This window comes from Butyricimonas sp. Marseille-P3923 (assembly GCF_900184685.1).
Taxonomy (GTDB): domain Bacteria; phylum Bacteroidota; class Bacteroidia; order Bacteroidales; family Marinifilaceae; genus Butyricimonas; species Butyricimonas muris.
In genome coordinates this window covers 1062876-1086624 of record NZ_FXXL01000007.1, presented here as the reverse complement: position 1 = coordinate 1086624, position 23749 = coordinate 1062876, and the positions used below count along the sequence as shown (strand labels likewise).

Annotated in this window: 17 protein-coding genes; 8 read left to right on the top strand and 9 right to left on the bottom strand. The window is 47.7% G+C overall.

Annotated features, from left to right (window positions below; all coding sequences use genetic code 11):
- Window positions 1-8 precede the first annotated feature (8 nt).
- From CS948_RS16085 to CS948_RS16075, 3 genes are all read left to right on the top strand, one after another.
- Window positions 9-1121 (top strand): DUF4831 family protein, encoded by a 1113-nt coding sequence (locus tag CS948_RS16085; protein ID WP_099292694.1) that lies wholly within the window; start codon window positions 9-11, stop codon window positions 1119-1121.
- A gap of 24 nt (window positions 1122-1145) precedes the next feature.
- The gene (locus tag CS948_RS16080) at window positions 1146-2933 is read left to right on the top strand and encodes a chloride channel protein (protein ID WP_099292693.1); all 1788 of its coding nucleotides are present in this window, start codon (window positions 1146-1148) and stop codon (window positions 2931-2933) included.
- Between the two features lie 163 nt (window positions 2934-3096).
- Window positions 3097-3318 (top strand): DUF2795 domain-containing protein, encoded by a 222-nt coding sequence (locus tag CS948_RS16075; protein ID WP_009135471.1) that lies wholly within the window; start codon window positions 3097-3099, stop codon window positions 3316-3318.
- A 268-nt stretch (window positions 3319-3586) separates the two neighbouring features.
- On the opposite strand, the gene CS948_RS21795 is transcribed toward CS948_RS16075, so the two are convergent.
- The 9 genes from CS948_RS21795 to CS948_RS16030 form a co-directional block, all read right to left on the bottom strand.
- Window positions 3587-4123: an NUDIX domain-containing protein gene (locus CS948_RS21795; protein ID WP_218014313.1), complete on the bottom strand. Its 537-nt coding sequence runs from the start codon at window positions 4121-4123 to the stop codon at window positions 3587-3589.
- Between the two features lie 601 nt (window positions 4124-4724).
- Window positions 4725-7175 (bottom strand): phenylalanine--tRNA ligase subunit beta, encoded by a 2451-nt coding sequence (pheT, locus tag CS948_RS16065; protein WP_099292691.1) that lies wholly within the window; start codon window positions 7173-7175, stop codon window positions 4725-4727.
- A 250-nt stretch (window positions 7176-7425) separates the two neighbouring features.
- Complete coding sequence (nadA, locus tag CS948_RS16060; RefSeq protein WP_099292690.1) at window positions 7426-8352, bottom strand: quinolinate synthase NadA; 927 nt, start codon at window positions 8350-8352, stop codon at window positions 7426-7428.
- Window positions 8353-8361: 9 nt separating this feature from the next.
- Entirely contained in the window at window positions 8362-9198 is an 837-nt protein-coding gene (gene nadC / locus CS948_RS16055) for a carboxylating nicotinate-nucleotide diphosphorylase (RefSeq protein ID WP_099294603.1), read from the bottom strand.
- A 102-nt stretch (window positions 9199-9300) separates the two neighbouring features.
- Window positions 9301-10878, bottom strand: a complete 1578-nt coding sequence (gene nadB / locus CS948_RS16050) for an L-aspartate oxidase (RefSeq protein ID WP_099294601.1) — start codon at window positions 10876-10878, stop codon at window positions 9301-9303.
- A 195-nt stretch (window positions 10879-11073) separates the two neighbouring features.
- Window positions 11074-12486, bottom strand: coding sequence for a hypothetical protein (locus CS948_RS16045; protein ID WP_141560969.1), 1413 nt, complete (start codon window positions 12484-12486; stop codon window positions 11074-11076).
- A gap of 239 nt (window positions 12487-12725) precedes the next feature.
- Window positions 12726-14225: a potassium/proton antiporter gene (locus CS948_RS16040; RefSeq protein ID WP_099292688.1), complete on the bottom strand. Its 1500-nt coding sequence runs from the start codon at window positions 14223-14225 to the stop codon at window positions 12726-12728.
- 20 nt (window positions 14226-14245) lie between these two features.
- Window positions 14246-15505, bottom strand: a complete 1260-nt coding sequence (locus tag CS948_RS16035; RefSeq protein WP_099292687.1) for a DEAD/DEAH box helicase — start codon at window positions 15503-15505, stop codon at window positions 14246-14248.
- Between the two features lie 136 nt (window positions 15506-15641).
- Window positions 15642-17042, bottom strand: coding sequence for a sodium:alanine symporter family protein (locus tag CS948_RS16030; RefSeq protein ID WP_099292686.1), 1401 nt, complete (start codon window positions 17040-17042; stop codon window positions 15642-15644).
- A gap of 761 nt (window positions 17043-17803) precedes the next feature.
- On the opposite strand from CS948_RS16030, the gene CS948_RS16025 reads away from it, so the two are divergent.
- The 5 genes from CS948_RS16025 (at window position 17804) to CS948_RS16005 (ending at window position 23737) form a co-directional block, all read left to right on the top strand.
- Complete coding sequence (locus CS948_RS16025) at window positions 17804-18520, top strand: ABC transporter ATP-binding protein (protein WP_099292685.1); 717 nt, start codon at window positions 17804-17806, stop codon at window positions 18518-18520.
- Window positions 18521-18530: 10 nt separating this feature from the next.
- Window positions 18531-19805 carry an ABC transporter permease gene (locus CS948_RS16020; RefSeq protein ID WP_099292684.1) on the top strand — a complete coding sequence of 425 codons (1275 nt, stop codon included), beginning with the start codon at window positions 18531-18533 and terminating at the stop codon, window positions 19803-19805.
- A gap of 2 nt (window positions 19806-19807) precedes the next feature.
- Window positions 19808-21067: an ABC transporter permease gene (locus CS948_RS16015; protein WP_099292683.1), complete on the top strand. Its 1260-nt coding sequence runs from the start codon at window positions 19808-19810 to the stop codon at window positions 21065-21067.
- 247 nt (window positions 21068-21314) lie between these two features.
- Window positions 21315-22418 (top strand): efflux RND transporter periplasmic adaptor subunit, encoded by a 1104-nt coding sequence (locus CS948_RS16010; RefSeq protein ID WP_099292682.1) that lies wholly within the window; start codon window positions 21315-21317, stop codon window positions 22416-22418.
- A gap of 2 nt (window positions 22419-22420) precedes the next feature.
- Window positions 22421-23737: a TolC family protein gene (locus CS948_RS16005; RefSeq protein ID WP_099294599.1), complete on the top strand. Its 1317-nt coding sequence runs from the start codon at window positions 22421-22423 to the stop codon at window positions 23735-23737.
- Window positions 23738-23749: the final 12 nt, after the last annotated feature.

The window sequence follows — 23749 nt, the reverse complement described above, 5'->3', positions numbered from 1 at the left end:
TAAACGAAATGAAACGACTTTTATTGATTATCGGGTTGATGGGATTAGTATCCCTGTCTGTTTTAGGACAGAAGAAGAGAGAATTAACGACTCCTGTATCTGTGAATTATGCCTTGCCGAAGATCGGTTATGATATAGTGGTCACGATGGAGTGTGTGGAGGTTGTGCCGGGACCTTTCCGTAAATATGCCATGCAGCAATTGGGGGTGCAGCCGGAAATCATGATGCCGGGAGAGGAATGGACGATCAAGAATATCCGTTTCGTGCCGAAAGCGTTGCCGGATACCAAAGCGATGTACACGCTGAATGCCGCGGGTGAATATAATTCGATAACGGTCAACGTGACCCCGGAAGGTTTTTTGGCCGGATTGGGAAGCGGGGCTACCAATAATAGTCACGACGGGAAAATGGTGTATGTGCCGGATAAAGAAGCCGCGGATGCCGATATTGATTACGTGCGTTTCGGGTTGCGTTCCACGCAAAAAGAGGTGTTGGATTCCAATTTCACGGAGATGGAAGTAGAGGGAGAGATTCGTAGAGTATGGGATCCGATCGAGCGTCATGTGCTGAAGGAAGAAAAAGATTACGTGAGCGAAATCACGGAAGATTTATTTGCCATACGGAAAAAGAGATTGGAACTTTTAACCAACGGAACGGCTACTGCCGAGGCTCTAAAAGCGTTGGATAAACTGGAACAGGATTATATGAGTCTTTTCATGGGTAAGAAGGTGCGGAGTAAAGTTGTTCGTACATTTACCTTTGTACCCGAGAAAGCGGACGAAGCTGTTGTTTTATTCCGTTTTTCCGCGGAAGACGGGATAACGGCTAAGAATAATGTTTCGGCACAGCCTTATATCGTGGAACTTCGTAATTTGTTGGTACGGAAACAAGACGCACCGCAAAAAGAGTCTGCCCGTCCGGTTCCCTCGTTGTTTTACAGAGAGCCGGCAACCGCTGACATTTACCTTTTGAAAGGTAAAGAAGTACTGATGACGGTAAGCGGTGTTATTCCACAGTTAGGCGTGATCAAGCAATTCCCGTTGGATGTGATCAATAACGAGGGGATTGCCCTTGAATTTTATCCGCTATACGGTTCGTTGAAAAGTGTGATAAAAAAATAATTTCAGGTATTTACAATTCTATTTATGGCGGAGGTAAGCGATAAGGGGTTACTTGGGAGATTCTTGGTGTGGCGTGTTCGCAATATTAAGGAGAAACAGTTCATCGTGATCTTGAGTATCTTGGTGGGTATTGTAACCGGGTTGGCGGGAGTGGTGTTGAAAAATATGGTACATTACACTCACGTGTTCTTCACGGAACGGATGCAGGTGGATAGCGGTAGCTTGTTTTTCTTCGTGTACCCTGTTATCGGTATTCTGCTCACGACGTTGTTCGTGAAATTTTTCGTGAAAGAGGGAATCAGTCACGGGGTGACGAAGGTTTTGTACGCTATTTCTCGTCGGAATAGTATGATAAAACCGCACAACAATTACTCCTCTATGATTGCCAGTACATTGACTATCGGGTTCGGTGGATCTGTCGGAACGGAGGCAACTATTGTATTGACCGGGGCGTCGATCGGTTCGAATCTGGCGCGTATGTTCAGGATGAACTATAAGGTAATGACATTGATGATCGGGTGTGGTGCGGCCGGTGCTATTGCCGGAATATTCAAGGCTCCTATTGCCGGAATTGTGTTCACGCTGGAAGTGCTGATGCTTGATTTGACGATGGCTTCGTTAGTACCTTTAATGTTTACCGCTATTACCTCGTATGTCGTGACTTTCTTCCTGATGGGCGACGGTTTCGTGTTCTCGTACCAGATTACCGATAAGTTCGTGATGGCTAATTTCCCGTACTATGTTATTTTGGGTGTTTTTGCCGGGGTATTGTCCGTGTATTTCGTTCGGATGAATATCCGGATAGAGCAGTTGATCGGGCGGGTGAAAAATATCTGGAAACGGGTGGCTATCGGCGGAGCGTTATTGGGAGTGGTGATTTTTATTTTTCCCCCGCTATACGGTGAAGGTTACTCGGCGTTGGATGATCTGATGGCTGGGCATTCCGATAAATTATTGAATAACACGTATTTTTTCGGTTTTCGGGATAGTACGTTGATGTTGATTCTTTTCGTGGTCGGTTTGATTTTCGTGAAGGTGATCGCCACGGCACTGACGAATGGTAGCGGTGGAGTAGGTGGTGTATTTGCGCCGAGTTTGTTCACGGGTGGTGTTGCCGGATTCTTGGTTGCCATGTTGATAAACCTGAGTGGTATCCGTCACGTGGAACCGAGTCATTTCGTGTTGGCGGGTATGGCGGGCACGATGTCGGGAGTAATGAAAGCACCTTTGACGGCGATGTTCCTGATCGCTGAAATTTCGGGGGGATACGCTTTGTTCCTGCCGTTGATGCTGACGTCAGTTATCTCTTATCTGACGAGTCAAGGCATGGAACCTTATTCTATTTATGCCCGTCGGTTGGCTATACAAGGCGATTTACTGACTCACAACAAGGATAAGGCCGTGTTGACCTTGATGAAGTTGAACAAGGTCGTGGAAACGGATTTTAAAACCATCGGGGTGGATGCCACGTTGGGGGATCTGGTAAAAGTCGTATCCAAGTCGAGCCGGAACTTGTTTCCCGTGTTGAATGATCGACAGCAATTATTGGGCATCGTGTTATTGGACGATATCCGTAAGGTGATGTTCAATCAGGATATGTATTCCAAGACTTACGTGAGGGATTTTATGACGACGCCTTCCGTGGTGATTGATATCAATGATTCGATGGAGGTTGTCATGAAAAAGTTCGAGGATTCCGGGGCATGGAATTTGCCAGTTTTGCAAGATCATCAATATCTCGGTTTCGTGTCTAAAGCAAAGATATTCAATACTTACCGTAAAGTGTTAATTCACTTCTCCGATGATGAATAGAATTTATATGTAACTATTTAGCCGTATTCCCGTTATTAGTGAGTGAAATATTTTACTTGTAATGTTTCTAAATAATTCCTTCTATATTGTAAAGAGGTTGTATTATTAGAAATAAAGTATATATTCGCGGCAAAATAGAAAAAACTATATAAACGATATAACTATGTATTGGACACTGGAATTAGCCTCAAAATTGGAAGATGCACCTTGGCCTGCATCAAAAGATGAGTTGATCGACTACGCCATTCGCTCTGGGGCGCCTATGGAAGTGATTGAAAATCTTCAGGATATTGAAGATGACGAGGAGATTTTCGAGAGTATTGAAGATATTTGGCCGGACTATCCGAGTAAAGATGATTTCTTCTTTAACGAGGATGAGTATTAATTGATGGTTGTAATGAATAAAAAGGATTGTCTAAGAAATTAGACAATCTTTTTTGTATAATCTTCCTTGCAGGTGTTGTGGGATTCTCCGTGTTTTACAGAACCATACGTTACCCTTGCTTAACCTCAAAGACGTAGCATGAACGTATCATGGACGTAGCATGAACGTAAATTTGCGTTTATGATGTGTTTATGCTATGTAAATATAGCCTCTTTGGGGGTAGGCAAAGGGGAAGAACGGGGCGTGCAACAATTTTGCAAGTGTAAGGTTATTTTTTCAGTAACCGGTGATACTCGTGCAAGAAATTGGGGGTGAATATGGAGGTGTTGTCAGGATTCTCGATTTCTTCGCGAGTCCAGAAACGTCCTTCGTCAACTTCTTCGTTATGGATGTCTATGGCGTCGTGTGCGGTACAGAGGAACGAGAACACGAGTTCGCGTTCACGGGGACTTTCCCACACGTAAGAACCGAGGAACCGGGCTTTGAATTTAGTGATTCCCAGTTCTTCCTGTGTTTCCCGTTTTAAGGCATCTTCAATTTTCTCCCCGAACCCGACATGTCCGCCGACAGCCGTATCCCACATACCCGGCAGGAAGTCTTTTTTCATGCTTCGTTTTTGCAGGTAGATATCTCCTTGTTTATTCATGATGTGGAGATGGACTACCGGGTGGAGGAGCATGGAACCGGAGTGTACACTGCGGCGGGTGGCTTTTCCGACAACTTCCCCTTTCTCGTTGACCACGGGCAACCATTCGTCGTCACGTGCCGCTTTGGCTAGAAGACGATTTTTGACAAAGAAGGTCAGGAAGAATAAGGCGAGCAGGATGTATAATAACGGTCCTTCTATAAAATCGTGTACTTCTTCATTGCAGAGAAAGGCAGAAGCGAAAGCGACAGCCGTGTGAATGACAAGCAGATAGAATAACAGTCCGAGCATCCTGTGCATGGCTTGTTGCTGTTCCGGGGTGATTTGTAAGGTGTTCCGGTATGATTCGGGCAATGTCTTCGTCATGTCGGCTTTCGTGAAAGCGAAAATGCCTAACAATACACACATGGCGGCTTCCACGATGGTTTGTTGTATTCTTTCAAAAGATGTTCCTTCCAATAACACGGCGATTACTCCCAAAGCGATGAAAAATAGGGTATTGGCGAGAGTCGTTTTGTTTATTCTTTTTTCTTTTATCCACGAGTAGAAAAATTCTCCGGCACCAAGTATGATGACGGCAATCAAACCGATTCGCGGGCCAAAAAATTCTTCGGCGATGAAATACAGGATAATCAGTACGAAAGAGGGGAGAAGGGAACGCATAACAATTGAAAATTGAGGATTGAAAATTGAAAATGATAGGGAGTTGCAGGTTACAAGTTAGAGGCTTTGCCTGTACTTGTAACCTGCTAACTTGTGACTATCTGATTTCAGCGTTGAAGAGGTGTTTGTAAGTTCCCATCAACTTGTTCATGATCTTGTCGATCTGTTTGTCGGTGAGCGTTTTTTCCTCGTCAAGCAGGGTGAAACTTACGGCGTATGATTTTTTGTCGGCACCTAGTTTTTCGCCCTCGTAAACGTCGAATAAGGTGACGGATTTCAAGAAAGATTTTTCCGTGCGGAAAGCGGTATCCTTGATTTCTTTGAATGTCACTTTTTTGTCCAGTAAAAGGGCAAGGTCACGTTTCACGGAAGGGAATTTCGGTAGCGGTGCGAAAGTGACCGTTTGGTTTTTGATCGCTTTCAATATATTTTCCCACGAGAATTCAGCGTAATAGACTTCTTGGCTTACATCCGTTTTCTTCAAGGGAGTTTTGCTCACGATACCCATGGAAACGATATGTTTGTCACCTGCCTTGTAAGTCAGTCCTTCGCGGAAGATATCCCGGTCGCTTGCCTCTATTTTCAAGTTATCGGGTTGCAACCCGAGCCGGTTCAATATCATTTCGCAATAGGCTTTCAGGTAGAAGAAGTCTGTTTTGGCTTCTTTGGCGTTCCATGTCGTGATATTTTTATTACCCGTGATGAAAAGAGAAAGCATATTTTCTTCTTTGTATTGCTTTTGAGGATCGTCGGAACCTTCTTTCTTGTGGAAGGTATACGCTTTCCCGAACTCGAATAATTTCAAATTGTGGTTTTTCCGGTTGATGTTGTACGCTACGTTTTCCAACCCGGAGAATAACAGGGATTGGCGCATGGCTCCTAAATCGGCACTGAGCGGGTTGAACAGCATGACCGTCCGTGTCGGGTCGAAGGAGGTGAGGTCCTCGTAATAGCTGGCTTTGGTCAACGAGTTGTTCATTACTTCGTTGAATCCGTTGGCGGCTAACAGGTCGGAAATGATATTTTTCAATTGGTAATCATCCGGTTTTTCGCTGTAGCTTAACGTGGACTTCACGCTATTGGGTACTTCCACGTTATTGAAGCCGTAGATGCGAAGAATGTCCTCGATCACGTCGGCTTCCCGTTTCACGTCCACGCGGTAGGGGGGGACATGTAATAACATACCCTCTTCGTCTTCTTTCACGATCTTCATCTCGAGAGAACGAAGGATGTTTTTGATGGCGGAGTGATCTATTTTTTTACCGATCAGACGGTCGATATGGTCGAATTTCACGGTCACCTCGAAATCTTCCACGGGTGTCGGGTAGATGTCTATCACGTCGGATGTGATTTTTCCGCCCGCTACTTCTTTGAGCATCATGGCAGCCAGTTTCAAGGCATAAATCACGATATTCGGGTCTGTTCCCCGTTCGTAACGGAAAGATGCATCCGTGTTCAAGCCGTGGCGACGAGCTGTTTTGCGAACGAATACCGGATCGAAACAAGCACTTTCAAGGAATACGTTCGTCGTGGTTTCCGAGATACCGCTTTCCTGTCCCCCGAATACTCCGGCAATACACATGGGAGCCTCGCTGTTGCAGATCATCAGATCGTCTTCGTGCAATTCTCTTTCCACGCCGTCCAGTGTGGTGAACTTCGTGCCTTTGGCAACACTTTTGACAATCACTTCATCTCCTTTTACTTTATCTTTGTCGAAAGCGTGCAGGGGTTGTCCCAGACCGAACAGGATATAGTTTGTCACGTCCACGATGTTGCTGATGGGGTGCAACCCGATCGCTTTCATCCGGTTCTGTAACCATTCGGGAGAGGGTTTTACTTGAACGCCTTCAATGCAGATTCCGGCATACCGACGGCAGGCTTCCGGTCTTTCCAGACGTACCGATATCTTGGCTCTCGTGCTGTCCGGCTTGAAGCCTTCCACGGAAGGAAGCGCGTACCGTATGTCTTGTGTCTGTTGCAGGTAGGCTGCCAAATCCCGGGCTACACCGAGGTGTGAGGCTCCGTCGATACGGTTCGGGGTGATATCCACCTCGATAACGGTATCCCGGTAAATGTTGAAATAATCTGCCGCGGGTATCCCGACAGGGGTGTCTTCCGGCAATACCATGATTCCGTCATGCGATTCGCCGATACCTATTTCATCCTCCGCGCAGATCATTCCGTTAGAGGCAACTCCTCTGATTTTTGATTTCTTTATCACGAACTCTTCGTCACCTTTGTAGAGGGTTGTACCGACAGTAGCTACTACTACTTTTTGTCCGGCGGCGACGTTGGGTGCACCGCACACGATTTGCTCCGGTTCTCCCGTTCCGAGGTCAACCGTGGTCACGTGCAAGTGGTCTGAATCGGGGTGTTCTTCACAAGTCAGTACTTTACCGATAACCAGCCCTTTTAATCCTCCTTTCACGGCCTCAAACTCCTCGTAGCCGCCTACTTCAAGTCCGATACTTGTCAGTATTTTGCAAATCTCTTCAGTGCTTTGGTCTATCTTCAAATAGTCTTTCAACCAGTTCAGTGATACGTTCATATATTAATTTTAGATTTATGATTTATGATTTATGATTTATGATTTTAGATTGAACTCCCTCTATCCATTTTAGATTTAATGATTGTAGATTTTAGATTTCTCCCCACTTGCCAACACTTCTTTTCAAATTCTACACTCTTAATTTCTAATCACTGTCTTTGACTAGTGCCACTAGCTCCTCCTCTGTTTATAGAGGAGGTGTCAGCTTTGCTGACGGAGGAGTTCATTTTCAATTCTCCATTTTCCATTTTCAATTGATATCTAGCATTCTCTGGATCGGTAACCACGCTCTCTGCCTTAAATCTTCGGGGAGGCGTACCTCGTGTTGTTCTTTTTCAAGGGCGTCGAGGACTTTTTCAAGGGTTACTTTTTTCATTTGTCCGCAGATTGCGGTTGGATGAATGGGGATAAATTCTTTCGTGGGGTTATCCGCCTGTAACTTATGAATGGTTTCCAATTCGGTTGCGATGATAAATTGTTGCTTCGGTGATTCCTTGGCGTGTTTGATGATTCCTGCCGTGGAATACATGAAAGCTCTAGGATGATTCAATACGCGATCGTCGTGTGAACAACTGGATTCCGGGTGTATCAACGCGTCGGCATCCGGGTATTGTTCCAGTTTATCCAATATCATTTGGGCATCGATACGGTCATGCACGCAGCAATCGCCATTCCAGATTTCCATTTCCCGTCCCGTAACCTTTTGGATGTAAGCACCGAGGTTTTTATCGGGAACAAACAGAATCTTTTTATCTTTCGGCAGGCTTTGTACGACTTTCAAGGCGTTGGATGAAGTACAGCAGTAATCCGTGTACGCTTTCACCTCGGCGGTCGTGTTCACGTAGCTGACGATAAGACCGTCCGGGTTTGCCTTTTTCCATTCTCGCAAGTCGTACCCGCTGACGCCTTCTGCCAGAGAGCAACCGGCTCCTTCTGCCGGAATCAGTACTTTTTTGTTCGGGGAGATGATGGAAGCGGTTTCAGCCATAAAATGAACCCCGCAGAAAACGATAATATCGGCATCCGTTTCTCCTGCCATGCGGGAGAGTCCCAGTGAATCACCCAAATAATCGGCAACGTCTTGAACTTCCGGGCGGGTATAATAGTGCGCCAGAATAATAGCGTTTTTTTCCTTCTTCAACTGTTGTATCCTATCGACAATTTCCTTGTGTGTCATAACCGTGTATTAGTTCATTTTGATGTTCATGCTAATGTCCATTGCCGTGACCGAGTGTGTCAACGCTCCCACGCTGATGTAATCTACCCCGGTGGCGGCAACTTCTTTCAGACGGGGGATGCTCATGTTTCCCGATGCTTCGGTTTTGGCTCTGCCCGCGATGAGTTTTACCGCTTCGGTCATCGCTTCGTTGCTCATGTTGTCGAGCATGATGATATCGGCTCTCGCGTCAAGTGCCTGTTGTACTTCTTCCAAAGTAGTGGTTTCCACTTCCAGTTTGATGCTGAGAGGGAGATGGGCACGCGCTTCTTTCACGGCGTTGGGGATGCCTCCGGCAATCTTGATATGGTTGTCTTTCAACATAATCATATCGTATAATCCCATCCGGTGGTTGGAGCCTCCGCCGTGGAGTACAGCCATTTTATCCAGCACTCTCAATCCCGGTGCGGTTTTACGGGTATCTAACAAGCGGGTACGCGTTCCTGCCAGTTCTTTCATGTAACGGGCTGTTTCCGTGGCAATACCGGACATCCGTTGCAAGATGTTCAACGATAATCGCTCGCCTAACAAGAGTGTACGATAGCTTGCTTCGATTCGTAGGATGATATCTCCTTTTTTCACGGCGGTTCCGTCGTTTACTAACGGTTCCCACACGATATCTTTTTCAAATTTCTCGAATACTCGTTTAGCGATTTCCAACCCGGAGATAACTCCGTCGGCTTTTGCCTTCATCTCGGCAACTGCTTTTGCCTGCACGGGAATGATTGCATTGGTCGTGATGTCCCCCGTGGCGATATCCTCTTCAATGGCGAGGTCGATTAGTCTTTCTATTAGCGAGTCGTACATACTATCTATTTTAGATTTCTTGATTTTTGATTTTTGATTTTTGATTCCGACCCACATGTCAACGCTTGTTTAATCGTAAATCGTAATTCATAAATCGTAAATTTATTCGTTTTCCATTTTCAATTGTACCGGTAGTGTCCTGATTTCCTTTTCCTTTTGTTGAATGATGTGACATACAAAAGCATCTTCCGGGTTCGGGTAGTCGGAGCGGAAATGTCCGCCTCGGCTTTCTTCGCGGAAGAGGGCGGAACGGATAATCAATTCCGCCACGGTGAGCAGGTTTTTACTAACCAGTGAATAGTATTCGTTTGCTTCAAAATTTTCTTTTGCTTTCAATGCTTCCAGACGGTTCAAGCCTTCCTGTAATCCGCTTTTGTTTCGGATGATTCCGGCTTCCTGTGTCATGATGTCGGCGACTTCGGTTTTAAGTTGCAAGTAAGCGTCGAGTTTTCGCGCATCCAGACGGAATCGGGGAGTGATCTCCGGAACCGGGGCTTCCCGTCTGTTCCGCACGGAATCTTCCACGGCACGTTTACCGTATACCAGACATTCTATGAGTGAATTGGATGCCAGTCGGTTGGCTCCCATGATGCCGGATGAAGCGAGTTCCCCGCACACGTAAAGGTGGGGGATATTTGTCCGCCCGTTCAAGTCGGTTCTGACACCTCCCACGGTATAGTGGGCGGCAGGTGCGACTGGTATGCGGTCAGTCATGTCGATGCCTAGTTCCGCGCACTTTTCAAATATATTCGGGAAGCGTTTCTTTATCTTTTCCGGATCGAGATGTTTCAATGACAGGTAAACGTAGTCCTGATTGTTCTGTTTCATTTGTAGGAATATGGATTGCGCCACGATATCCCGCGGGGCAAGTTCGGCAAGCTCGTGTTTCCCTACCATAAAGCGTTCGCCCTGTTGATTCAACAGGTGGGCACCTTCTCCCCGGACAGCCTCGCTGACCAGATAAGCCTCTCCCGAGGGCGTGTAGATAGCGGAGGGGTGGAATTGGATAAATTCCATATCCGCGATTTCGCATCCTGCCTCGAACGTGAGAGCCAGTCCGTCACCGATCGTGGTGTGGGGATTGGTCGTGCGTTTGTATATAGCGGAGGTCCCGCCGGAGGTGAGTAACACGTTGTGTCCCGTGAATACCTCTTCCCGGTTCTCGTTAAAATCCCAGCATCTGACGCCGTAGCACCCGTGTTCGTCTTGTAACAGGGCGATAACAGCGTGATTGTCGAATACTTCCACCGAGGGACAATGTTCCACTTTGTCAATCACGAAATTGGTAATCATCCTTCCGGTTGCGTCCCCGCCGGCGTGTAGTATCCTTTTCTGGTGGTGTCCGCCTTCCAGACCGAGTGCAAGTTCCCCGTTCTCCGTGTCGAAGTGCATACCGTCGTTAATCAATTCTTGTATGCGAACGGGTCCTTCGTTTACTAAAACATGAACGGCAGGATAGTCGCACAAACCTCTTCCTGCCGTGATCGTATCTTGGAAGTGAAACAACGGGGCATCATCTTCTCCGGTAACGGCAGCAATTCCACCTTGGGCAAAATAAGAATTACTTTCCCTGATATTGGATTTGGTTAACAATGCTACTTTCCCGTAAACTGACGCACGATAGGCCGTATAAAGACCTGCTAAACCACTTCCGACAATAATATAATCGTAACTACGCATTTTTTTGTCATGTAAATTGATGCGAAAGTAGTAATATTTTTTATCTAAACCAATAAAAAGTAAGGTCATAAGGTTCATAAAGTTTATAAAGTTCATAAAGTGAGGGATGTCCTTTGAAAAGGGGGGAGCGGTAACATGAGTTGCCGTGGACAAAAGACTTGCGGGATACGGTGAACTTTATGGATGAGGCGTTGATTAGCGAATGTCGGTAAACGACTTGGAAAACTTCTCGCCGTAGGCATTGAGGTATTCTTTCGTGAACTTCTCGTAGCTTTTCTTGGCAAGGGAGTGTTTGCCTAGGGCGGCGTAAGCGTTTACCCGTAATTGGAGCGCGTATTCGTTAAGTTGATCGCAAAGGGAGATCGAATCGGCTATCTGTAATGCCAGATCGGGTTCTGTCTGAATATTCACGGAAGTTTCCGTGTAACTCACGAGGGTATCGATAATGTAATCCGATACGGTCGATTTGTAGCGGTCTAGCCACTCGTAATCCGTGTCGAACAAGAAGGCGCCTTGCTTGGATAGTTGCAGCAGTTTCAGAATATCTTCCCGGGCGGTTAATTTACCTTTTGCCGACAAGGAGAGATAATCGTAATAGTCCGTGTATATCTGTTCCGGGGCAAGGTTGAGAATCCAACTTCCGGTTTTGTTGCTGACCTCGTTTTCCCCGAGGGTATCCAGTAGGCTTCGTAATTTGCCGATGTTTACCGCCCGGTTGTTTTTGGCGCTTTGTTCGGTCTTGTCGAACCATAGTAATTCTTTCAATCGCTCGGAGGTGATGCCTTTTTCCGGTGTATGTATCAATAACAACAAGAAAAGTTCTTTCAACAAGGGGGTGAATTTCTTCGTGATATTGTTTCCTTCGGCATCGTAGATATGAAAGCCGCCGAACAGGTAAACGGCGTTTACCGTTTGGGGTATGTGTACCGGGGATTCGTTGTTGGCGATTATAACTTCATTTTCCAGCCGGGATGCTGAAGCGGATTGTTTCCGGCGCAAAAGCCTTTTACGCAATTGTACACCGCCGAACACGAGTAAATCCACGGTAAGTATAAAGATAAACCAATACCAGAAAGTAGCGGAGAGTTGTTTGTCCGTGGTTTCGATAAAATGAATATTGCTAATTTGTAATGCCGGTTTGCCGTCCCGGTCGAGTACCTTCTCTTTGTCGGCGACAAAAGCAAATTTATATCCCGCCTTGGGATCGAACCCGAGGTTGTTGATCGTGTATAATGTATCGCTGATTTGAATCGTAAATTCTTTTTTCTGTTGGAACAAGGTCAGTTTTACCTTAAATTCCGGGTTCGGAGAGGAAGAGGGGATAGGCAGCTTTCTCAGGTTCTCTCTGGAATACACGATTAATTGTTGTAATTCCCCTTTCCGGTAATCCAGAAAAAGGTTATAGTACTCGTTTTCGTTCGAGTTGATTTGTAGCAACGGGCCGAAATAAGTTTGTTGGTGTGCTTGTAGAGTAATATCGAAATCAATCTGCAACCGTTTCTTCAAGTAGATATACCGGTTTTTGTCAGAAGGTACCGTGTCGTTTTTCTCCGTGTTATTGTTATCCGGTTGTGCGAATAGCTTCCCGGTCGGAAAAACCGACATCATGAACATGAAACTCACGATTATAAGGTGTCGCGGGCTAAAGTGAAAGGTTGTATGTTTTCCGGTGTTTTTCATCCACTGCAAATATAGCATTTGCTGATGAATTATAAAATAATAATTTTACTCCCTGAAAGAAAGTGGCTGAGGGTATGTTTTGCAAGGTCACGGGTGTCCTCGTCAAAATGCCCACAGGGTACCCGTTACTTTATGAACTTTATAAACCTTATAAACTTTATAAACCCTTATGCGTTTTTCTGAATCGAATAGTCCGTGATGCCAAGACTCTCGTAAGTCTTTTTGAGGGCTTCGTCGTCGTCAGTGATCACGAGGAGTTTGTCGCCCGTGTTGAGTTTGGTTTTACCCTTGGGTACGCAATAGGCGTCGTTCTTTTTGATAAGGGCTACCAGCGTGTTGTCCGGTAATATCAAGTCCATCAGCCGATCGCCCTTCGTGAGCATGGAGGGGATCACTTCTATTTCGGACATGGCGGTTTTGATTTCTTCGGGTAATTCCACGTTAAATACATTTTTGCGGGTTTCCGGGGTAGACAGTCCGAGTAGTTTAGCCATGAAACTGACGGTTGTCCCTTGCACTACTAACGACAGGATCGTGATAAAGAACACGACGTTGAATATCAGTGAAGCGTGCTGTACGTTCGCGATGAGGGGGTATGTGGCAAAAATGATAGGGACTGCTCCGCGCAATCCTACCCATGAAACGTACACCCGTGCTTTGGTTGTCATCTTCCGGAAGGGGAGAAGACAAAGGAAAACGCTGAGCGGGCGAGCCAGTATAATCATGAATACCCCGATTAAAATACCCAGCGAAGCGATAGGCAATAGTTCTGCCGGGTTCACGAGTAATCCCAGCGTGAGGAACATCACGATTTGGAACAGCCACGTGATACCGTCGAAGAATGTCGTAAGACTCTTTTTATGTATCATCTTCTTGTTGCCCACCACGAGTCCGGCGATATAAACGGCTAGGTAACCGTTTCCTCTCAACAAGTCGGTGAAGGAGAAGATAAAGAATACAAAAGCCAACAAGAGGACAGGATAGAGCGATTGATTGATATTCAGTTTGTTGATGCTATAAACTGCCAACCTTCCCAACAGGAATCCTGCCACAGCACCGATGCTCATTTGCATCACGAATTGTAACGCTGTATTCACGAGGCTACTTTCCCCAGATTGGATCATTTGAATCAATAGAATCGTCAACATGTACGCCATCGGGTCATTACTACCACTCTCCAACTCCAGCATGGGACGCAGGTTCTCTTTTAGTCCCTGACGTTTCGACCGGAGTATCGAGAACACGGAAGCCGAATCCGTGGACGACATTACCGAAGCGAGCAAGAGCGATTCTATAAAGGTGAGTTTGATAAAGCTATTCTCCAGATTGGTGATATAGTATATGAAATATCCCGTGAGCAGGGCAGTCAACATCACCCCAACGGTAGCAAGTATTATTCCTTGCCCCAGAACGGGTTTTATTTCCGAGGCACTGGTATCCATACCGCCGGAGAACAATATAATACTTAACGCGATAACACCTATGAATTGTGCTGTCTGGGGACTGTTGAACTCGATTCCCAGTCCGTCCGTCCCGAAGAGCATACCTACTCCCAGAAAGAGCAACAACGCCGGGACGCCGAATCGGAAACCGGCTTTCCCGACAACAATACTAACAAATAATAGAATAGATCCAATAAGTAAGATGTTTCCAGCGTCTAAAGTCATAAGCGTTTCTTTTTATCAGTTTAATTTTGTGGGCTTCCGCCTCGTTTGGCATAGTTTTTCTTTTTAATGAAAGAACGGTTACCGGGTTTGCCTCCCCGTCCTTTTGACGATCCGTGATTGAAAGCCTTAGGGTTATACGCGGGTGCTTCTCCGAGGTTGGCGGGAATGGGAATTTTATAGACCTCTTCCCCTATAAATTGTTCTATACGATAGAACTTGCCCTGTTCCGCTTCGGAAACGAAAGTTAAAGCCACGCCCTCGGCATCAGCTCTCGCCGTACGCCCGATTCTGTGGATATAATCTTCCGGGTCATGCGGTACGTCAAAGTTGATAACCAATCCGATATCATCAATATCTATGCCACGTGACACGATATCCGTGGCAACGAGGATGTCTGTTTTATTGTTTTTGAAATTCATCATGACGGCTTCCCGCTCCGGTTGTTCAAGATCGGAGTGCATGGCGGCCACGTTGAATTTTTTACGTTTCAGGGTGAAAGCGAGGTCTTTTACTTTTTGTTTGGAAGAGGCGAAGATAAGTGTTTTGTGTAACACGGGTTTGTTGAACAATTCTTCGATGATCCCCATCTTCTGGTACTCGCGGCAAATGTAGGCGGCTTGCATGATTGCCTCGTTGGGTTTAGATACGGCAACGTTGATTTCCACGGGGTCCCGGAGAACGTTTTGAGCCAGTTGTCTGATTTTCGGTGGCATCGTTGCCGAGAAGAGAATGGTTTGCCGATCCTTGGGCAACTTGTTCACGATCTGCATGATGTCGTCGAAGAATCCCATGTCGAGCATCCGGTCAGCCTCGTCCAGTATAAAATATTTTACCTGCGAGAGATCGACATCGCTGTGTTGCAGGTGGGCTATCAGACGTCCCGGTGTCGCGATAGCCACGTCCGCACCCATGCGCAACGCTTTTTTCTGTTGATCCCACAGTGCCCCGTCACCGCCGCCGTACACCACTACCGTGGATACGGGAAGAAAATAAGAGAATCCCTCGAATTGCACGTCTATCTGTTGTGCCAGTTCCCGCGTGGGAGCCATGATTACGGCTTGTACCGCGTCGTTTTTCTTCTCGTCTTTCACCAGTCTGTTCAGAATGGGGAGGGTATAGGCGGCTGTTTTGCCGGTGCCTGTTTGCGCGCAGGCAATCAAGTCTTTTCCCTCCAGTATAACGGGTATAGTTAATTCTTGTATAGGTGTTGTTTCTTGAAAATTCATTGCATCTAATCCTTGCAATACTTCATCCTCTAGTTCCAGCTCGTCAAATCTCATCTTTTTTAACTCTTTCTATGTTTTAAAGTGCGCTCTCGTGTCCCTCGAGAGGCCGCGGCAATCCGGATATTTCTGTGTCGCTTGTCACGTTTAACCTTTCCATCTTGTTGATGCAAAGTTAAGAAAAAAATTGTTTTTATTCCCATTCACTTGTCGAATCTTTCAATTCGGGAATGGAAGATGCTTTAAAGACAATGTTTTTTTTGCTGATACGGCGTTGCCGCTGGTAATCCTGCAAGGCTTTCAGTGCGACTTTACCCAGTAGTACGATAGCCGCGAGATTGATGATCGTCATGATTGCCATAGCGAAGTCCGCCAAATTCCACACGAGATCGAGGGCGGCAATCGAACCGAACATCACCATGCCACCCACGGCGATACGGTATATTTGCAGGTATTTCTTGTTCTTCGAGATAAAGAGCAGGTTCGTTTCGCAATACGAGTAATTGCCGACAATGGAACTGAACGCGAAAAGCAGTATGGCGATAGCGATAAATTGTCCGCCCGCGCTTCCGATTTGGTGTGTCAGTGCCATTTGCGTGAGTTGAATGCCTTTTATCGAGCCATCCAGCGGCACGTCCGAGAGCAGGATGATGAAAGCGGTACAACTGCATATAATCAACGTGTCGGTAAACACGCTCAATGCCTGTATCAATCCTTGCTTCGCCGGGTGACTCACGTCGGCGGTAGCGGCGGCATTCGGCGCGGAACCCATTCCAGCCTCGTTGGAAAATAATCCCCGCCGTATGCCTTGCATGACGATAACCCCAAGCCCGCCACCGGCGAATTGCTCGAAACCGAGAGCGTTGGAGAATATCATGCCGACCACGTGCGGCAATGTGCCGAGGTGCGTGAACAAGATGTACACGGCGAGCAGGATATACGCGATAGCCATAAGCGGAACGAGTATCCCGGAGATAACGGCGATACGGTGTATTCCCCCGAATATCACGAGGAAGGTGAGTGCGGTCAGTATTATCCCGAACCACATGCGGTTTACCCGGAATACTTCGTTAAAGGCGAAAGTCACCGTGTTCGCTTGCACGGAATTGAATACCAACCCGAACGTGATCGTGATGATGACGGCAAAGAGAATACCCATCCACCGTTTTTTCAGTCCCCGTTCCATGTAGAAAGCGGGACCGCCGATATACGTCCGCTCGCCTTGCGTCTTGTATATCTGTGCCAGTGTCGATTCGATAAAGGCGGAGGCAGAACCCACCAAAGCGATTAGCCACATCCAGAAAATAGCCCCGGGGCCCCCGAGCGCGAGAGCTGTTGCCACCCCGGCGAGGTTTCCCGTGCCTACCCGCGAAGCGGTTGCGATACAGAAAGCCTGAAAGGAAGAAACCGAGTTCTTGTGACTACCGCCCGCGATGCCATCACCGAGCAACCGGAACATCTCGCGGATATTTCGAAATTGCACGAATTTACTCTTGAACGTGAAATATAGCCCGATGATGATCAGTGCGGCAATTAATATGTACGTGTAGATAAAGTCATTTACCGATATAATCCAATTATTCAATGTTTCCATGAGTACCTTAGTTTTTATAAAATACGCTTTTTATACGTTAAAATTAGGGATTGGGTTGCCGGACAATTGAAAATTGAAAGTTGAAAATTGAAAATGATTTGTTCGCTTTCGGCGAGTACCCAATTAATTATTTGCGTTAGGGACTGTATTCCAGCTCCTCCTCTGTTTATAGAGGAGGTGGCTGCGAAGCAGACGGAGGAGTTTATTGATTCAGTGATTTCGTGATTTTAGATTGAATGATTCCAGCCGCATAAGCAACGCTTCATTAATCACGGAATCGGCAATCACTGAATCACTAAATCGACAAACTCCCTCCCCCCTTCGGGGTATTGAGCCCGGAAACCGGTCTCGAACTGGCTCTCGTTCGACAGACAACGAGCAAGCTCTCTGTCTGTTCTCTCTTACTCGCCAGTTTCCCTCTATAAACAGAGGGAGAGTTGAATTACAGTCTTACTTCGGTAATCATTTTCAATTTTCAACTTTCAATTTTCAATTTCTTGTACCCCGATTTTCCTGCCTTTTCGTTTTTCATCATGAATGCGTATTCCATTCGTTAACGAGTGTGACGGTTCTTGGAATATGCAATTTTAACAATCCGTCGAATCGTTGTTAAATTTTAAACATCCACGAATTGTAGATGTAATTGTTTGATAAAATGGCATGTGTATTGATAAGGAATGCTAATTGTTGTGCGAATATTTATTCAGAAAAAATGTATGTATATGAGAAAAAGCAATTCACTAAACTAAACAACTAACGGGATGATTCACTTAGAAGGCATAAACAAAACGTATTACAACGGTGCGCCGTTGCACGTGCTGAAAGGCATAGACCTCGACATCAAGCGGGGGGAATTTGTATCAATCATGGGTTCGTCCGGCTCCGGCAAATCCACGTTACTCAACATTCTGGGGATTCTCGACAATTACGACACGGGAGCGTATTACCTGAACGAGGTATTGATCCGTGACTTGAGCGAAACGAGAGCGGCGGAATACCGCAACCGGATGATCGGCTTTATCTTCCAGTCTTTTAACTTGATCTCTTTCAAGAATGCCATGGAGAACGTGGCGCTTCCGTTGTTCTACCAGAACGTGAGCCGTCGCAAGCGTAATGCGTTGGCGTTGGAATATCTTGACCGTCTTGGCTTGAAGGAGTGGGGGCACCACATGCCTAACGAGCTTTCCGGGGGGCAGAAACAGCGTGTGGCTATTGCGCGGGCGTTGATCTCGCAGCCTCGCATCATTCTTGCCGACGAACCCACGGGGGCATTGGACAGCAAGACGTCGGTCGAGGTGATGGACATATTGAAAGAGGTCAACGACACGGGTATGACGGTTATCGTCGTGACGCACGAGAGTGGCGTTGCCAACCGGACAAACAAGATTATCCGCCTTAAAGACGGCGTGATCGAAGCGGTGGAAGACAACCGTAACCACGACGTGTTGGTGTTCGGCAAAGAGGATCTCATGAAATAAACCGAACGACATGAAAATAAGATTCGACATTTGGTACGAGATTATCAGTACCGTTCGCAGGAACAAGCTGCGTACCTTCCTCACGGGCTTTTCCGTCGCGTGGGGAATATTTATGCTGATCGTGTTACTCGGTTCCGGCAATGGGCTGATGAATGGCTTCCAGAGTAACTTCGCCGATCGGGCGACAAATTCCATCAAGGTATACGGTTCCCGCACGAGCAAGACTTTCGAGGGGATGCAGAAAGGAAGGGTGATACAACTTGATAACACCGATATGCTGAACACGGAAACCAAGTTCCCAGCGCACGTGGGTGTGGCGGGGGCTATCCTCAAGATGAACAATCGTACGATCTCCAAGGGCGACGAGTACGTCGTGTGCAGTCTTGTCGGCGTGGAGCCTTCGTACGTGGAAATCGAGCCGTATCGGGTAGCGGAGAATAACGGCAGGTTTATTAATAAATTAGACCTCGACGAACGGCGCAAGGTGATCGTGATTCATCCGCGGACGGCGGAAACCCTGTTCAAGGGACGGAACGCCGTCGGGGAATACGTGAACGTGAACGGCATCGCTTACAAGGTCGTGGGAGTCTACGTGCAGAATAAGGAACGCAATGACCAAGACGCTTTTATCCCTTTTACCACGGCGCAAAACGTGTATATCAAGGGTGACAAAATCGACCAGATTCTATTTACCACCAAGGGGTTGGATACACGGGAGAAAGGCGACGCTTTCGAGCAGAGCTACAAGGAGGTGCTTGCCGCGCACCACCGTTTCGACCCGACCGACCGTAGTGCTGTCTGGCTGTGGAACCGTTTCACGTTTTTCCTGCAATTCCTTGATGCGCAACAGATCATACAGATCGCAATCTGGGTGATCGGGATATTCACGTTGCTTTCCGGTGTGGTCGGGGTGAGCAACATCATGCTGATCACCGTCAAGGAACGCACGAAAGAATTTGGTATCCGCAAGGCTTTGGGTGCGTCCCCGGCGTCAATCCTGTGGCTGATAATCCTTGAGTCAATCATTATAACGACCTTCTTCGGGTATATCGGTATGGTCGGCGGTATCGCTCTCACGGAATGGGGAGCCCGCCTGTTTGACGCCCAAGCCGTGGCGGAGTCTACCGATTTCCTGCAATTTACCATATTTAAAGACCCCACCGTGGGATTGGGCACCGCCCTTTCGTTTATCGTGCTGCTCGTCATCGCGGGCACGCTGGCGGGATTCTTCCCGGCACGCAAGGCGGTACAAATTAAACCGATTGAAGCACTTAGAGCCGATTAACTATGAGAAATATAATAGACTTAGACCGTTGGGAAGAGATCATGATGACGATCACCCGCAACAAGACACGGAGCATACTGACAGCGTTCGGGGTATTCTGGGGGATATTCATGTTGATCGTTCTGATTGGCGGGGGAAACGGGATGCGGGTACTTATCGGGCGTTCGTTCAGCAGTTTTGCCACCAACTCCTGTTTTGTCAGTTCCCACCCGACAAGCGAGGCGTACAAGGGATTCCGCAAGGGACGTTACTGGAGCCTCAACGTGAAAGACGTCGATATCCTGCGCTCCAACATTCCGGAGATTGCTTACATCGTCCCGATGCTCTTCAGTCGTCGGGGGGATAATAATATATTGTATGAAGACAAGTTTTTTACCGGGGGAGTCAAGGGCGTGATGAAGGATTACGAGAATATCGAGCATCAATCCCTCGTGTACGGGCGTTTTCTCAATGACATCGACGTCAACGAGCAGCGTAAAGTTTGCGTGATCGGTATTCGTATTTACGAAACGCTGTTTGCCAAGGGAGAAGATCCCACGGGCAAGTATATCCGCGTGGACGGCGTGTATTACCAAGTGATTGGCGTGGTCGAAACGATCGACAGCGACATCAATATCGGCGGGAATGCCGAAGAAACCGTTATCCTGCCGTTCACGACCATGCAGAATACCTATCAGACGGGCAACTCGGTACACCTTATTGCCATGACGGGCAAGCCGGGCGTGAAGATTCAGACGATAGAGTCGGCAGCGGAACGCGTCGTCAAGCAGAACCACATGATTGCCCCGAATGACGCGCAGGCGGTACTCCTTATAAATGCGGAGAAGTTATACAAGTTGTACGAGAACCTGTTTATAGGTATCGACCTGTTGATATGGATTGTCGGCTTGGGAACCTTGCTGGCGGGAGTGATCGGGGTGAGCAACATCATGATGATCACCGTGCGCGAGCGCACCGGGGAGATTGGCGTGCGGCGTGCTATCGGCGCCCGTCCTTACGATATCATGGGGCAGGTTATCAGCGAGAGCATGGTGCTTACCGGACTGGCGGGTATGCTGGGTATTTCCCTTGCCGTCTACGTCCTCGAACTGATGAACGTCGGCGTGACTTCTGCCAAGGGCTATTATGCCGGTTTTGAAATCTCGTTCTGGACGGTCGTCGGTGCAACCTTCATCCTGTTATTGCTCGGCAGCCTCGCGGGACTGGCTCCTGCGTTCCGTGCCATGAATATAAAACCGATCGACGCGATTCGGGAAGAATGAAACAATTGAAAATGGAGAATTGAAAATTGAAAATGAACTCCTCCGTCGGCTTTGCCGACACCTCCTCTATAAACAGAGGAGGAGCTGGTGATAGTAACCGAAGACGGTGAGTAACTAAGCTCTCCCTCTGTTTATAGAGGGAAACTTGTTTCCACGTTACCGAGCGAGAGTCAGTTCGAGCGATAGCTCAATACGGCGAAGCCGGGAGGGAGTTTAAATCTAAAATCTAAAATTTAAAATCTAAAATATGAAAAAGCTCTTTAAAATCTTTGTGCTACTTTTGATTGTAGCTGTATTTATCGGGACGTTCGGGTTCCTGTACGTGAAGTCGCAACCTAAAAAGAAGGTGTACGAGATAGTCACTCCCGTTGTCACCGACGTGGAGAAAAACACGGTGGCGACGGGTAAGGTGGAGCCTCGTAACGAGGTATTGATCAAGCCGCAGATATCGGGTATCATCGCCGAGGTCTACAAGGAAGCGGGGCAGCCGATCCGTGCCGGGGAAGTGATTGCCAAAGTGAAAGTAATCCCCGAAATGGGACAGTTGAGTGCCGCCGAGAGCCGCCTGCGTATTTCCGACATCAATTACAGGCAGGCGGTGCAGGAGTTCGAGCGCATGAAGACGCTGTACAAGGACGACCTGATCAGTAAAGAGGAGTTCGAGAAATGCGAGGTTGCCCTGTCGCAATCCAAAGAGGAGAAGGAAACCGCCGCCGATGCCCTTGATATCGTGCGTGACGGTATCTCCCGCAAGAGTGCCTCGGCGAGCAACACTATGATTCGTTCCACGATCGACGGGTTGATTCTCGACGTCCCCGTGAAAGTCGGTAATTCCGTGATCATGAGCAACACTTTCAACGACGGAACCACTATCGCTATCGTGGCGAACATGAGTGACTTGATCTTCAAGGGAAAGATTGATGAAACCGAGGTCGGACGCGTTCACGAGGGGATGCCTATCAAGCTCACGATCGGTGCCTTGCAGGATATGCAGTTTGACGCCTGTCTGGAGTACATATCCCCGCGCGCAAGGGAGGAAAACGGGGCTAACCTCTTCGAGATTAAAGCCGCTATCACCATACCCGATTCCGTTTACATACGCTCCGGGTACAGTGCCAACGCCGAGATCGTGTTACAGCGGTCGCCGCGGGTGCTGACCGTGCCGGAAAGTTGCGTGGAATTCAAGGACGGTAAAAACTACGTTCATGTCCTTACCGGTACGCGTCCCGATCAGGTATTCGAGCGTCGTCCCGTCACGCTGGGCATCAGCGACGGAATCAAGATAGAGGTAAAAGAGGGTATCACCGCCGACGATAAAGTGCGCGGCACCGAAAAAACGAACACACTATGATGATGAAAGCGAAATTTGTAATCGTGGCGATGCTGGTCAGCCTCGGGGCGGGGGCACAAGAAAAATGGTCACTCCGCCAATGTGTCGAACACGCCCTTGACAACAATATCGAGATCAAACAACGGGAGATTGCCCTCGACCGTCAAGAGATAGAAGTTCATACCGCCAAATTCCGCCGCCTGCCGAACTTGGGGGCGAGGGCGGGACAGTCGTTCAGCTATGGGCGTGTGGCGTCCCCGCTGGATAACACCTATTTCGACCGTAACACCCGTAATACCAGTTTCGAGGCGGCAACCAGCGTGTCCCTTTTCTCCGGGATGCAGATTACTCATAATATAGCGTTGGCGAAACTCAACCTCGATGCCGCGATGGAAGACCTCAAAAAAGCGCGTGAAGATGTCAGTATGCAGGTCACATCCCTTTTCCTGCAAGTTCTTTTCGCGGAGGAAATCAGCAAGGTTGCCGCCGCGCAGTTAAAAGTGAGCGAGGCGCAGCACCACCGGATGAAACGCCTGCACGAGGTGGGCAAAGTTTCCACGTCAGCGTTCTATGAAACGAAATCCCGCTTGGCACAAGATCGGGTGACTGCCGTTCAAGCGGAGAACAATCGTAAACTCGCCCTGCTCGATCTTAGCCAGATACTGGAACTGCCTTCGCCGGAGCTGTTCGCTATTGTCGCTCCCGATATGGAGCCCACGTTCGAGTTGCTCACCCCGCCACAGGATATTTACGATATTGCCGTCGTGTCGAAACCTATCGTGCGTGCCGCTCAACATCGCGTGGCGGGAGCCGAACGGAGTATCCGTATTGCCCAAAGTGCCTTGTACCCGCAGTTGGAATTTGCTGCCGGGATTACCACGGGCTACTACACCGTGGCGAACTTCGACAGCCCCTCGTTCAGCAGCCAGTTCACCAACAACATGAACAAATCGTTCGGTTTCACGCTGACCATTCCTATTTTCAACCGTATGGAAACGCGTGACAAGGTAAAGAGTGCCCGTTTGCAGATGCAGAATCAATCGTTTATGCTCGATGCCGCCAAGAAAGCTCTGTTCAAGGAGATACAACAAGCCTATTATAGTGCCATTGCCGCCCAATCCACTTACCTCTCCAGTGCCACCGCCGTGGAAGCTGCCGAGGAATCCTATCGCCTCACGGAGCGGAAATACGAGGAAGGCAAGGCTACCGGGGTTGAATTTAACGAGGTCAAAACGCTTTTGCAAAAAGCCGTTTCCGATCGTATTCAAGCGAAGTACGACTATCTCTTCCGGTTGAAGATATTGGATTATTACAAGGGGATACCGATTGTCTTGGAATAAAAAAGGGTGTGT

Excerpts from the sequence above, each read along its gene's own strand:
- CS948_RS16040 (WP_099292688.1), bottom strand. The coding sequence starts at position 14,225 with ATGACTTTAGACGCTGGAAACATCTTACTTATTGGATCTATTCTATTA.
- CS948_RS16030 (WP_099292686.1), bottom strand. The coding sequence starts at position 17,042 with ATGGAAACATTGAATAATTGGATTATATCGGTAAATGACTTTATCTAC.
- nadA (WP_099292690.1), bottom strand. The coding sequence starts at position 8,352 with ATGACACACAAGGAAATTGTCGATAGGATACAACAGTTGAAGAAGGAA.
- nadB (WP_099294601.1), bottom strand. The coding sequence starts at position 10,878 with ATGCGTAGTTACGATTATATTATTGTCGGAAGTGGTTTAGCAGGTCTT.
- CS948_RS16075 (WP_009135471.1), top strand. The coding sequence starts at position 3,097 with ATGTATTGGACACTGGAATTAGCCTCAAAATTGGAAGATGCACCTTGG.
- pheT (WP_099292691.1), bottom strand. The coding sequence starts at position 7,175 with ATGAACGTATCACTGAACTGGTTGAAAGACTATTTGAAGATAGACCAA.
- CS948_RS16035 (WP_099292687.1), bottom strand. The coding sequence starts at position 15,505 with ATGAGATTTGACGAGCTGGAACTAGAGGATGAAGTATTGCAAGGATTA.
- CS948_RS16015 (WP_099292683.1), top strand. The coding sequence starts at position 19,808 with ATGAGAAATATAATAGACTTAGACCGTTGGGAAGAGATCATGATGACG.
- CS948_RS16080 (WP_099292693.1), top strand. The coding sequence starts at position 1,146 with ATGGCGGAGGTAAGCGATAAGGGGTTACTTGGGAGATTCTTGGTGTGG.
- CS948_RS16020 (WP_099292684.1), top strand. The coding sequence starts at position 18,531 with ATGAAAATAAGATTCGACATTTGGTACGAGATTATCAGTACCGTTCGC.
- CS948_RS16085 (WP_099292694.1), top strand. The coding sequence starts at position 9 with ATGAAACGACTTTTATTGATTATCGGGTTGATGGGATTAGTATCCCTG.
- CS948_RS16005 (WP_099294599.1), top strand. The coding sequence starts at position 22,421 with ATGAAAGCGAAATTTGTAATCGTGGCGATGCTGGTCAGCCTCGGGGCG.
- nadC (WP_099294603.1), bottom strand. The coding sequence starts at position 9,198 with ATGTACGACTCGCTAATAGAAAGACTAATCGACCTCGCCATTGAAGAG.
- CS948_RS16045 (WP_141560969.1), bottom strand. The coding sequence starts at position 12,486 with ATGATGTCGGTTTTTCCGACCGGGAAGCTATTCGCACAACCGGATAAC.
- CS948_RS16025 (WP_099292685.1), top strand. The coding sequence starts at position 17,804 with ATGATTCACTTAGAAGGCATAAACAAAACGTATTACAACGGTGCGCCG.
- CS948_RS16010 (WP_099292682.1), top strand. The coding sequence starts at position 21,315 with ATGAAAAAGCTCTTTAAAATCTTTGTGCTACTTTTGATTGTAGCTGTA.